This is a genomic window from Streptomyces sp. NPDC020362, from assembly GCF_040642095.1.
Classification (GTDB): domain Bacteria; phylum Actinomycetota; class Actinomycetes; order Streptomycetales; family Streptomycetaceae; genus Streptomyces.
Genome location: NZ_JBFAET010000244.1, coordinates 1 through 11,893 on the forward strand (window position 1 = coordinate 1; position 11,893 = coordinate 11,893).

General features: G+C 68.3%; 9 protein-coding genes and 1 pseudogene. 5 read left to right on the plus strand and 5 right to left on the minus strand.

The window, feature by feature from the left end:
* From AB0H32_RS42625 to AB0H32_RS42635, 3 genes are all read left to right on the plus strand, one after another.
* A partial coding sequence (locus AB0H32_RS42625) for a sugar ABC transporter permease (RefSeq protein WP_361133213.1) occupies nucleotides 1-856 on the plus strand: 856 nt, incomplete at its 5' end.
* Nucleotides 853-1,746: a carbohydrate ABC transporter permease gene (locus AB0H32_RS42630; protein ID WP_361133216.1), complete on the plus strand. Its 894-nt coding sequence runs from the start codon at nucleotides 853-855 to the stop codon at nucleotides 1,744-1,746. The genes AB0H32_RS42625 and AB0H32_RS42630, both read left to right, overlap by 4 nt.
* A 35-nt stretch (nucleotides 1,747-1,781) precedes the next feature.
* A complete protein-coding gene (locus tag AB0H32_RS42635) occupies nucleotides 1,782-3,839 on the plus strand; it encodes a beta-galactosidase (protein WP_361133218.1) in 2,058 nt (685 codons plus the stop codon).
* 102 nt (nucleotides 3,840-3,941) lie between these two features.
* Here the strand turns inward: AB0H32_RS42635 and AB0H32_RS42640 are convergent, their stop codons facing one another.
* Nucleotides 3,942-6,467 carry a hypothetical protein gene (locus AB0H32_RS42640; RefSeq protein WP_361133221.1) on the minus strand — a complete coding sequence of 842 codons (2,526 nt, stop codon included), beginning with the start codon at nucleotides 6,465-6,467 and terminating at the stop codon, nucleotides 3,942-3,944.
* A 488-nt stretch (nucleotides 6,468-6,955) separates the two neighbouring features.
* On the opposite strand from AB0H32_RS42640, the pseudogene AB0H32_RS42645 reads away from it, so the two are divergent.
* Together AB0H32_RS42645 and AB0H32_RS42650 are read left to right on the plus strand one after the other, a co-directional pair.
* Nucleotides 6,956-7,670, plus strand: a pseudogene (locus AB0H32_RS42645) (IS5 family transposase); the annotation flags it as partial.
* 656 nt (nucleotides 7,671-8,326) lie between these two features.
* A complete protein-coding gene (locus AB0H32_RS42650) occupies nucleotides 8,327-8,983 on the plus strand; it encodes a response regulator transcription factor (protein ID WP_361133224.1) in 657 nt (218 codons plus the stop codon).
* A gap of 111 nt (nucleotides 8,984-9,094) precedes the next feature.
* Here AB0H32_RS42650 and AB0H32_RS42655 read toward each other — a convergent pair whose 3' ends face one another.
* The 4 genes from AB0H32_RS42655 to AB0H32_RS42670 all read right to left on the minus strand — a co-directional run bounded on the left by AB0H32_RS42655 (nucleotide 9,095) and on the right by AB0H32_RS42670 (nucleotide 11,272).
* Entirely contained in the window at nucleotides 9,095-9,457 is a 363-nt protein-coding gene (locus AB0H32_RS42655; RefSeq protein WP_361133226.1) for a hypothetical protein, read from the minus strand.
* An 82-nt stretch (nucleotides 9,458-9,539) separates the two neighbouring features.
* Complete coding sequence (locus AB0H32_RS42660) at nucleotides 9,540-9,950, minus strand: transposase (protein WP_361133229.1); 411 nt, start codon at nucleotides 9,948-9,950, stop codon at nucleotides 9,540-9,542.
* A 9-nt stretch (nucleotides 9,951-9,959) separates the two neighbouring features.
* Nucleotides 9,960-10,097 (minus strand): hypothetical protein, encoded by a 138-nt coding sequence (locus AB0H32_RS42665; protein WP_361133232.1) that lies wholly within the window; start codon nucleotides 10,095-10,097, stop codon nucleotides 9,960-9,962.
* A gap of 77 nt (nucleotides 10,098-10,174) precedes the next feature.
* Nucleotides 10,175-11,272 (minus strand): hypothetical protein, encoded by a 1,098-nt coding sequence (locus tag AB0H32_RS42670; RefSeq protein WP_361133235.1) that lies wholly within the window; start codon nucleotides 11,270-11,272, stop codon nucleotides 10,175-10,177.
* Between the last annotated feature and the right edge of the window lie 621 nt (nucleotides 11,273-11,893).

Genomic DNA, 11,893 nt, shown 5'->3' on the forward strand with positions numbered 1-11,893 from the left:
GAGAGCGCGCTGCCCCACGACGACCGGGAGCGCTGGCGGCGCCCCTACCGGCCCGGTCCCTGGCGGGTGGGTCGCGCTCGCCTTCACCACCTGGGACGGCATCGGGTTCGACTCCATCAAGTGGGTGGGCCTCGACAACTTCAAACAACTCTTCAACGACAACCCGCAGTTCTGGCCCGCCGTCCAGCACAACGTCATCTGGTTCGTCGTCCTCATCCTGATCCCGACGCCGCTCGGCCTCTTCCTCGCCGTCCAGCTGGACAAGAAGATCCGGTTCAGCCGCGTCTACCAGACGGCGTTCTTCCTGCCCGTCGTCATCTCGATGGCGTGCATCGGTTTCGTCTGGCAGCTGGTCTACAACCCCGACACGGGACTGATCAACAGCATCATCGGCGCCAACAAGCCCGGTCACTACATCGACTGGATCGGCGACCCCAAGCTCAACCTGTGGGCCGTCCTGATCGCCGCGTCCTGGCGGCACACCGGCTACATGATGATCCTGTACCTCGCCGGCCTGAAGAGCGTCGACCCGTCGCTCAGGGAGGCCTCGGCACTGGACGGGGCGAACGAGTGGCAGACGTTCAAGAACGTCATCTTCCCGACCCTGCGCCCGACCAACACGGTCGTCCTCGTCGTCACCATCATCGAGGCGCTGCGCGCCTTCGACCTGGTCTTCGTCTTCAACAAGGGTGCCCAGGGCACCGAGTTGCTGTCGATCCTGGTGACCAACAACATCATCGGCGAGTCCAGCCGCATCGGTTACGGATCGGCCATCGCCGTCGTCCTCCTCGTGATCTCCCTCGCGGTGATCATCCCGTACCTGGTGGCCACCTTCCGGAAGGAGCGGCGATCGTGAGCGCCTCCACCGTGACCGCTCCGCGACGGGGACGCGCCCCGATCCGGCCGGCCCGGGTCCTGCTGCACGTCTTCCTCGCGGGCACCGCCCTGGCCTGGCTCGCCCCGCTGCTCTGGGCGGTCTTCTCGGCCCTGCGCCCCTACAGCGAGACCAGCGCCAAGGGCTATGTGTCCTGGCCCGACACCCTGAACCTCGACAACTTCAAGAACGCGTTCACGCAGTCGGACATGCTGCACTACTTCGGCAACACGCTGGTCATCGCCGTGCCGGCCGTGCTGCTGACGCTCTTCCTGTCGTCGATGGTCGCGTTCTACGTCAGCCGCTTCGACTTCCGGCTCAACCTCGCGCTGCTGCTGGTCTTCACGGCGGGCAACCTGCTGCCGCAGCAGGTCATCATCACCCCGCTGTACCGGCTGTACCTGCTCACGAACCTGCCGGGCATCACGGCGAGCGGCAAGCTGTACGACTCCGCGCTCGGGCTCGTGCTGATCCATGTGGCGTTCCAGTCCGGCTTCTGCGCGTTCGTGCTGAGCAACTACATGCGCTCGCTGCCGCACGAGCTGACGGAGGCCGCACTGGTCGACGGCGCCTCGGTGTGGCGGCTGTACTGGCAGATCACGCTGCCGCTGTGCAAGCCCGCCATGGCGGCCCTGGCCACCCTGCTGTCCATCTGGATCTACAACGACTTCTTCTGGGCCCTCGTCCTCATCTCGACCGGCGAGAACATGCCGATCACCTCGGCCCTGAACAACCTCTCCGGCCAGTACTTCACCGACCCCAACCTGGTGGCCGCGGGCGCCCTGCTCACCGCGATCCCGACACTGATCGTGTACTTCGCGCTCCAGCGCCAGTTCGTCAGCGGCCTGACCCTGGGCTCCAACAAGGGCTGAGGCGCACGCACTTGAAAGGGAACGAAGAGAACTCAGTGAAGCGCACCCTGTCCGTCCCCGGCCTCGCCTACGGCGGCGACTACAACCCCGAGCAGTGGCCCGAGGAGGTGTGGGCCGAGGACATGCGCCTGATGCGCGAGGCCGGGGTGACCATGGTCAGCGTCGGCATCTTCTCGTGGGCGCTGCTGGAACCGTCCGAGGGCGTGTACGACTTCTCGCGCATGGACCGGATCCTGGACCTGCTGCACGAGAACGGCATCGCCGCCGACCTGGCCACCCCCACGGCGGCGCCCCCGGCCTGGTTCTTCCGCGCCCACCCGGAGGCGCTGCCCTCCGACCGGGACGGCCGCACGCTCTCCTACGGCAGCCGCCAGACGTTCTGCCCGTCCAGCCCGGCCTACCGCGAGGCCGCCCTGCGCATCGCGGGCGCGCTGGCCGAGCGGTACGCCGGGCATCCGGCCGTGGCCATGTGGCACGTGCACAACGAGTACGGCTGCCACAACGCGGCCTGCTACTGCGACACCAGCGCGGCTGCCTTCCGCCGCTGGCTGCGGGCCCGCTACGGCGAGGACCTGGCGGCCCTCAACGACGCCTGGGGCACGGCCTTCTGGTCCCAGTGGTACTACGACTGGGAGGAGATCCTGCCGCCGCGCGCCACCGGCGCCGTGCCCAACCCGACGCACCGGCTGGACTGGCGCCGCTTCTGCTCGGACGAGCTGCTGTCGCTGTACACGGCCGAGCGGGACGTGCTGCGGGCGGCGGCCCCCTCGGTCCCGGCCACCACCAACTTCATGGTGATGGCCACCTTCGACGCCCTCGACTACTGGCGCTGGGCACCGGAACTGGACATCGTCGCCAACGACCACTATCTGATGTCCACCGACCCCGAGTCGGAGATCGACATCGCGCTGAGCGGCGATCTGATGCGCTCGCTCGCGGGCGGCCCGTGGCTGCTGATGGAGCACTCCACGGGCGCGGTGAACTGGCAGCCCGTCAACCGGGCGAAGAACCCCGGCGAGCTGCGCCGCAACGCGCTCGCCCATGTGGCACGGGGAGCGGACGGCATCGCCTACTTCCAGTGGCGGGCGGCGAAGGCGGGCGCCGAGCAGTGGCACTCTGCGATGCTCCCGCACGCGGGCACCGACAGCCGGATCTGGCAGGACGTCGTCCGGCTCGGCGCCGACCTGAAGGCCCTGGCCGAGGTGCGCGGCAGCACGGTCCCCGCCGAGGTGGCGATCGTCTGGGACTGGAACGCCCGCTGGGCCCTGGAACTGCCCTCCCAGCCGAGCGGCGAACTGCGCCAACTCGACCTGGTCCGCTCCTGGTACGAGCCGCTGTGGCGGTCGGGCGTGGCCGTGGACTTCGTACGGCCCGACGCCGACCTGTCGGCGTACCGGCTGGTGCTCGCCCCCTCCCTGTATTTGGTCGACGACACGGGCGCGGCGAACCTCACGGCCCACGCCGAGCGCGGCGGCACCCTCGCCGTCGGCTTCCACAGCGGGATGGTGGACGAGAACTGCCATGTGCGGCTGGGCGGTTACCCCGGGGCGTTCCGGGACGTCCTGGGTGTGCGCTCGGACGAACCGTTCCCGCTGCTGCCCGGACAGCAGATCGCCCTGAGCGGTGCGGTGCCGGACGGTGCGACGGGCACGCTGTGGTCGGAACGGCTGCGGCCGTCGGGCGCGGAGGCGGTCGCCTCCTACGCCGACGGCCCTCCCCCGGCCTTCGGCCGGGGACACCCCCATCTCGCTGCGCTCGCCGGTGTCCCGGCGGTCACCCGGCACACGTACGGCACCGGCACCGCCTGGTACCTGGCCACGCTCCCCGACCCGGCCACGCTGACCGCCCTCCTGGACCGCATCCGCACCGAGGCGGGCGTGGAGCCGGTGCGCACCGCCCCGGCCGGTGTCGAAGTGGTCCGCAGGCGCGGCCCTGAGGCGGACTACGTCTTCCTCATCGACCACTCCGGCCGGGGTGCGGAGCTGCCCGTCGCACCGGGCGCCACGGAACTCCTCACCGGCAAGGAGACGGCGGGCTCGGTCACGCTTGCTCCCTGGGACGTGGCGGTCGTACGGGAGCCGCACGGCCGGTGAGCGGCGCCGCCGATGCCGTCCCGGCCCCGTGTGCTGCGGGACCGGGACGGCCGTCGGGACGCGTCCTCCGGATCTGCCCGTCTGCTGGATCTGCCGGGTCTGCTAAATCTGCAGGATCAGGGCCTCCACCTGGCTCAGCGTGTCCACACTGGTCTGCGCGGCGTCGCGTACCTTCGCCAGCTTCTCCATCCACTCGATCCGCTGGTCGGCGGCCAGCGTGTCCTCACCCAGCTGGGTACGCAGACGGCGTGCCTCCTCGAAGTCCGTCAACAGGGTGCCGGCGGCGTCGACCGCTCGCTGGTAACTGCCTTCGACCAGCTCGACGCGGGCGGGAAGCTCCTGGCGCAGTACGGCCAGCTGGTCGCGGGGGTCAGGCGGCACCGCGCCATGGGCCGTGGTGTCGTCGTGGGACGCGGTGGTCCCGGTGGTCTGCTGCCCTCCGTTCGTGGCGCCCGCAGCGGACTTGGGCGGCGCGACCCGGCCCAGCTCCACCGTGAAGACCTCGTCGAACCACGCCTTGTCGGCCACGAACGGGGTGGGCCGGCCCTCGGTGTCCGGGGCGAGCACCATCCCCGGCACGATCGCGGTGCGTCCCGCGTCGTCCCAGTCCCGCTCGCCGTAGCAGACCGGGCGTTCGCCGTCGGGTGCCTCGGGCGCCCGGACCGCGTCCGGGTGCTCCAGCACGGCCTTCGCGAAGGCGAGGAGGAGCGACCTGCTGACGTTCGGCGCCTTCTCGCTGTAGGCCAGCGTCAGGGCCGCGAGGGCGTTCATGGGACTTCGGCGCACGCCCTTGCGGCCCTCTCCGGCCTCGCTTCCCTGACCGGGCGTGACCAGAGGCTCGGGGGCGTGGATGAGGGTCGGTGCCATCCGCCGGACCAGGGCGGCCCACGCGGTGCCGTCGCCGGCCTCGGCCCCGAGGAACAGCTCCCTGAGCGACCTCGGGTCCTGCCTCGACCCCTCCTTGGTCTCCGGGACGCCGAACAGACCCAGCGCCGAGAGGATGTTGGCCCGGTGCAGGTACAGCTGGGCGACGGCCGCGGACCACAGCCTGGTGCGGGCATCAGCCGTCTTGGCGCGGGTCTGGCTCCAGGGCGGCTCCTGCAGCGTGCCCTTCACGAGCGGCCAGTACCGTCCGGTGTCACGGACCGTGCGCCTGCTGGTCTGTGGAGGGGCCGGGGGAATCTCCGGGAACACGAGCGCGGTGACGGCCCGGATCGCGATGTCTCGCAGCGTGACCGCAGTGACGTCCTCGCCGGTCGGCAGGAGCGGCGCCAAGGGGTCGAGCGGTCCGTTCGCCGTGAGGGCGTCGCGCACGCCGCCCAGGTCGAGCAGGTCCGCGCCTCGTGCGGTCGGGAAGGTCTCGGCGAGCGCCGCGGCGAGCAGGCCCTCCCTGGCGTAGGAGTCGACGAGCGTGGCGAACAGGGCGATCAGCCGGGCGTCTTCGTCGTACGGCTGGATGCCGCGCAGGTGGTCGTTGACGTTCAGGGACCGCAGCACATGCTCCAGCGCCGCAGGCTTGTTGCAGCCGATGACGATCTCCATCGGAACCGTGGCGATCTTGCCTGCCCGCCGGGACGGATCCTCGGACTCCGTCTCCTGGGCGGCGTTGGCCTCGTTGAGGCGCACGGAGACGCGGTTCAGGACCTCCCGCTGGTTCAGCAGCAGCAGAGTGGGATCGTTCTTCTCCCTCGGCATCGGGTGGAGGGACTGGGGCATGCCGGTCACCAGGTGCTCCGGGCGCAGGCCGAAGATGTCGAGGCGGGCCAGGGCACGGTTGTTGGCGGTCACCGCGACCATGCGCCACAGCCGGGAGACCTGCCCGTCGGCGTTCTTGATCTGCCACCGCTGCAGGACGCTCATGCCGCGCGAGAGCTGGCCCGCGGCGACCAGGGACTCGGCGAGGTCGTAGCCGCGGGTCTTGCCCGCGCGCCGCAGGTTGTCGACGGCGTACCGCTGCAGGTGCACGGCGACGTCGTACGGTTGCTCGCCGAGGGTGAGCGCCGCCATGGGGCGCCCGTTCTCCTCCGCCGCTCGCACCACGGGGCGCGGTCGGCGGTTGCCGAGCGCGGCCAGCAGGGCGTCGCGTTCACGCTCGGTCTCCCGCACCCGCCGGCTCGCCTCGGCGTACTTCTCCTCGGCGGCGGCCAGAGCCTGGGCGGCGTAGGTCTCGTCACCGGGTGCGCGACGGTGGGTCTCCCGCTCCTTCTCGGCGATCTTCCGCGCCTTCTCGGCGTCCTCCAGGGCCGCCTCGGCGGCGATGAGCAACTCGACACGCTCGTCGGCCTCCTGGCTGGGAGGTGTCCAGGAGCTGACCGTGCGGTCGTTGAGGTCCCAGGGGACCGCGGCGGCGCCGTGCACGTCGCAGATTAGCAGGAGGACCTTGTCGGCGCCCGTCTGCACGAGCCGCCACGCGGAGGGCGTGAGGACCTTCCGCTGGCGCTGGGTGGCCACGATCTTCTTGATCTCGGTGTCACCGAGGGCGGTGGCGAGTCCCTCGACGATCGCCACTCGCGGGGGCGGGACGACTCCCTCCTGCTCGCAGGTGTTCTCGACCGCGTCCGCCAGGCGCTCGGCCCAGGCCTCGTTGCTGACGTACGGGTAGATGCCATCAGGCCGCTTCTGGGCCATGGATGTCTTCCTTCACCCGGCGGCGCCGGGACGAAAGCACGCTCCCGCCGCTCGGGGGCGTGGCACGCGCCCGAGGGCCGGAGCCCCGCGCCAGCGGGATGCAGGCCGACGCCTCGAGGCGTCCGGCCGGTTCCGCTCCGTACGGTCCAACTGCCAACGCCCGCAGAGGGATCGGCCCCAACAGCACCCGTGTGGCGCTTGGGCATCTCGCGACTGGCTCCTGCTCCGCCGTCGGCGGCACGAGGCGGACGGCGGTGACGGACCACCGACGTGCGGAAGGAAATCTGCCACCTGCACGTGCAGTCACATGACCACACTTCGAGAGCGTTCATCCGATCAGGTGACAAACGACGATTCATGCAACGATGCGCACGAGAACGGCCAGGAGGCCGGGTCGGAGAACGAGCAAGGAGCCTGAGCCGAACCGGATCACTCCGGCTCGGCTCCTTGTCTGTGACTCTCTCGAGTCACGGTGCGCAGCGTCCGCTCGCGGCAACTACGACATGCGGGAGATCGTCAACGCCCTGCTGTACCAGTCCCGCACCGGCTGCCAGTGGGAGTACCTCCCCCACGACCTGCCGCCCGCCGGCGCGGTGAAGTACTACTTCTACAAGTGGCGCGACGACGGCACCGGCCAGACCATCCACGACCTGCTGCGCTGGCAGGTCCGGGAGAAGAAGGGCCGTTTAGTCGACCCCAGCCTGGTCGCACTCGACACCCAGAGCCTGCATGCCGCCGCCGGGGGCCCGCCGGGACGACCGGGCGGGACGCGAACAACAAGGTGCCGGGCCGTAAGCGGGGACTGGCCGTGTCGACGTGTTGGGCCTGGTGATCGCGGTGGTGGTGCTGGCCGCCTCCGTCCACGACAACGCCTTCGGCACCGCCCTGCTCGACAAGGTCGCGGCGGGAGCCGGCACCGTGCAGAAGGCCCTGGGGGGACCAGGGGTTCAAGAAGACGGTCGTGGACCACGGGAAGCAGATGGGCATCGACGTCGAAGTCGTCGAGCGCAACCCGGCCGAGACGGGGTTCGTGCCCCAGCACAGGCGGTGGATTGTGGAGCAGACGAACGGGATCTTGATCCTCCACCGCAGGCTGGTGCGCGACTACGAGCACCGGCCCGCCTCGGCCGAGTCCCGGGTGTACTGGGCGATAGCGACCGGATGTCGAAGATGCTGACCGGCACCTCCACGCCCGCCTGGCGCGGAGCATTACCGCAGCCCCTCCGGCGGGCCGCAACCAGCCTGCTGAGCCCAACCGAAAGGCCAAACCGGGCATTACCCCAGGTGCCGCCCAGAGACGCTCGGTCGCGCCGATGAGCGGACACGTCGTTCTGCCAGCCCGCCGAGAAATCCCGTTGCGAGTGACCCGCATCGGATGTCTGATTGCCGGAGAACCCACACCGGACGGCCACCCGGCACACCGTGCTGCCCGCACCCGAAAGACCACCCCGAACCCGCCCGGCACCCCTGATCAGAATGCACGCGATGGATCGAGGCTGAAAGGACCGCCACCGGGCCCGCGGAACCCGGCAGCCCGCCCGCCGACACGGGCCCATCAACCACACCCACCAGCCCAGATACGATAGTTCGGGGTGGACAGTTCCCGCCAACTCGTGCCATGCTCATCTACAGCGGTAGAGCCTTCGAGATTTCAACGTGAGAAAACGGGGGATCACTGAAATGGGTAACGGGGGATCACTGAAATGGGTAGCGTGAACGACAGGTTAACGCGGCAACCGATTTCGAGCAGCGGAAATCACGAACGCTACACCCATCAGAGAGACCACTTGGTACCTGATATACGTGACAAACGAGCTTCCCCGCGGGTTGGACGATCCCCGTTGCAAACTGGGATCACTGTGCCTACCGGCACCCTCGATACCAACCTCCAGATCGTGCTGATAATCCAAGACGACATTCGTCGATACAGCATCGAGGGAATGCTTCGTTCACTCGACATCCAGTTGACAGTGCAATTCATCACGGATATCGAAGATCTCTCGACATTCCGCAACGGCCAGCTGATCATTTCATCCAGCAATGCTTTAGGGTCTATACCTGACGAGATCGCTGAAAAGCTGCGCATCCACAACATACGTGTACTGATCCTGGTAGATTCGGCAGACGTTGTTGAGCAATCCTGGGTCGATCACGCAAACGGTTTCCTGGACTGGGCAGATCTCCGCCCCGAGACCCTGCGCGAAGCGATCGTCGACGTGGAGGCTGGACGATCTCATGTGTCGGCGACCCTGGTGCGACGATCCGTGACGGCACCCGACCAAGCCAGTGATGACACCACCTCGAAGCGCGCGTCGATGATTGCACTGACGGCACGGGAACAACAGGTACTGCGCCTGATTGCCGAGGGGCTAAGTAACCGACAAGTCGCTCGATCGCTGAGTATCTCCGAACATGGAGTTAAACGCACGGTCGGCATCATTTTGGCCAAGCTCAACTGCCCAAATCGGACTCTTGCGGTTGTTCGGGCCATAGAGTCGGGGCTCCTCGTTATGTGAGGTGTCGACCAATTGGCGAAGTTCTGTCCACCTGCACGGCCAGTCCGAGAATATACTTCTTGATGATTGGCGTGCGGGTGGATGTGGGCGTGACTGGGCCGCCCCGGCGGGTCAGGCAGGCGGGGTGCCGAGGTCAGCCGGCGCCGAGCGGGTCGAAACGGACGGTGAAGCCGAGCCTGTTGGCTTGCCGCACGATGCGTCGCAAGGCGCGTTCGGGTCCAGGTGGGTGAAGTAGTCGCTGCCGATGTCCTGGTATCCGATGCGGAGGGTCAGCATGTGCCAGGCCGCGACCACGACGGAATGTTGTATGGCCACAATGGTTTTCCTGGTTGCCATCCGGGGTCTGAGCCGTCGGCAGCGCGCGGCGAGGTAGGTGTCCTTGGCCTGCCACGCGGCCAGCGTGGCGGCGCCCCGGGCACCGTTGAGCCAGGTGTTGCCGTGGCGGGTTTTGCCGGATTTCCTTTCTGATTTCAAGTTGGGAAGCAATCATCTGCTTGGTCATAGACGCTGACTGCACCACAAGGTTGTGAAGCTCACTGCCCTGTGAAGAAACTGCTCATTTCGGTGGCGAGGTGCGGGCCAGTCGGCGGGACATGAGCATGATCATGGCGAGTTTTACCATGGCCTCGTGATGTTCGGGCAGGCGCTCGTAATCGCGGACGCAGCGGCGGCAGATCCACGCCAGAATAAGTTCCACCACCCAACGCCGCGGTATGACAACGAAACCTGCTGCGCCCCCGGGTTTTCTGACGATCTCGATGGTCAACCTCAACCTCCGGCGCGCCCACCCGACCAGCGCGTCGGCGTAGGCGCCGTCGGCCCATACCAGCGTGATGGTGTCGAACACCTCCCGCAGCCGCCGCAGGGCCGGGCGGGCGGCCAGCTTGTCGGCGCCCGGCGTCCACTGGCGCTGGCTGCGCCGCCCCAGGTTGTCGATCCAGTCGTAGCCGTAGGGCGCGACGCGCATCTGGCACAGTCACCGCCACACCACCGCCGGTGTCGCCCGCACCGTGATGCCGCGGTAGTAGGTGTCCCACGGCGGCGCCACATGGTTCATGCGTTCCTCGAAGTCGGGGCGCTCTTGCGGGGTGTCGACGGTCAGCCGATTCCCCACCCCCTGTGTTCATGTAATTCCCCAGGTGGTGACCGCAGCAGCAGTCTGGCCCCGCTTATGATGCGGGGCCCGACAGGTCAGTCCTGCCAGTCCAGTTGTGGCTCGGGGATTCCGATGGAGCGCGCGTAGTCCTGCGCCTGCCGACGGCCTTCGACCTGCTTGCGTGGATAGCGGAAGATCTTGTCGGCGAAGACCACGAACGCCTCCGTGGCGGTGCTGTAGTTGACATACCAGCCCCCGGCCGGGGCCAGGCAGGCAGCCAGTTGCTCGGCCAGACGCTCGGCGTCGGCCTCCCCGGCAGCGAGGTCCAGGAGAGTCCACCGCCGCGGCTGCTCGGCAGCGGTGCTGTCTTGCGGCAGGCGGCCTCCAGCCGGATGTCCCCGTACTTCTTCCTCAGCCCGAGCACCCCCTGGGCGGCGCGAAGCCGGTAGAGGGCGTTGACCTCCAGGAGCTGGTCGATGACCTGACGGCAGGCGTCCCCGACCTGGGATGCCTGGCCGCGGCACCAGATCGGCGTCCTCATCTGGAAAGCGATCCTCTCGGGCGGGTGGTCGTTCTTGTCTGTGCGTTTGCCCTGTTCCAGGGCGGCGTGAGTCTTGACCAGCTCGCCCTCGTGGAAGATCTGCACCGTGGCGGCGGTGGAGCGGACGCCGACACGGCGTCCGATCAGTTTCCAGAGCACCGAGTAGAGGGTGCGGCCGACCTTGATGTGGATGTCCGGGCCGACCGTTGCCTTCGACCACCTGGCCGGCACGAAAGGCTCGGACGGCAGAGGAAGTAGGGGCCTCGGCCTCCACCGCTTCGAACACAGACAGCGGCTTGGCACCGTCCAGCGGCCGGCACTGCCGCTGACCGGCGACGTTCCTCGCCCAGAGCAGGGCCTCGGCCTGCATGTGCTCCAGCGAGGTGAAGGTCCGCCCGCTCCAGTACGAGTCTCGGACATAGGGCATGGGCTGCTCGACCCTGGGCTTGTCCTTCGGCTTCGCGGCACGGGCCGGGTCCACCAACGTGCCGTAGTAGGAGGCGAGTTCGGCGTACGAATTGTCGATCCGCGGGTCGTAGAGGTCCGGCTTGTCCACCCCGGTCATCAGGTTGTCCGGCACCAGACGCCGCGGGACACCGCCGAAGAAGCGGAACGCCTCCGCGTGCGTTTCGGTCGAGGCGTGCTGGTCCATGTGTGCCACCGGGCGGAGACAAACATGTGCCGCGAGGCGGGCAGCACCATCACGAACGCCGAGATCCGGTGCCGTTTCCCGGTCGCCGGGTTGATCCACTGCCCCAGGAAGCCGTAGTCGATCGGGGTCTCCGAGCCCGGCTCGACGTTCTCCCGCAGCACCGTGACCTTCGAGCGGGCCGCCTCCTCAGCAGGTTCTCGTGCACCCAGCGGCGGAACGTGGACAGCGCCACCTTCAACTTGCCATCGTCCCCAAGCTGTTGGTGGATCGTGGTGACCGTCGTGGTCCCCAGCGGGCTCTTGACGTAGTCCCGGTGCGGCTCGATCTCTGCCCACCGCACCTGGTTCAGCCTTCGGCTGGCCAACTCCGGGAACCAGCTCTTGAGTAGCTTCGCCCAGTCCACCTCGCTCAGCGACGGCCCTCCCGGAGTGATCCCGGCCGCCTCCGCCGGCGCCAGATATTCCTGATCGTCTTGCGGCCCACCCCCAGCGAGGCGGACACCCGGCTCTTGGACCGGCCCGCGTACCAATGCAGGTAGATCTCGACGAGGTCGACCACGGCGAATGTTCTCCTTGCCATCCGGTGTGCCCGTCGGGCGCGGGGGGCCGGCGGGGGGGCGCG

What these genes read in the sequence shown, in the direction of transcription:
- AB0H32_RS42640 (WP_361133221.1), bottom strand. Translation starts at nt 6,467, where the DNA reads ATGGCCCAGAAGCGGCCTGATGGCATCTACCCGTACGTCAGCAACGAG.
- AB0H32_RS42660 (WP_361133229.1), bottom strand. Translation starts at nt 9,950, where the DNA reads ATGCGCGTCGCGCCCTACGGCTACGACTGGATCGACAACCTGGGGCGG.
- AB0H32_RS42670 (WP_361133235.1), bottom strand. Translation starts at nt 11,272, where the DNA reads ATGGACCAGCACGCCTCGACCGAAACGCACGCGGAGGCGTTCCGCTTC.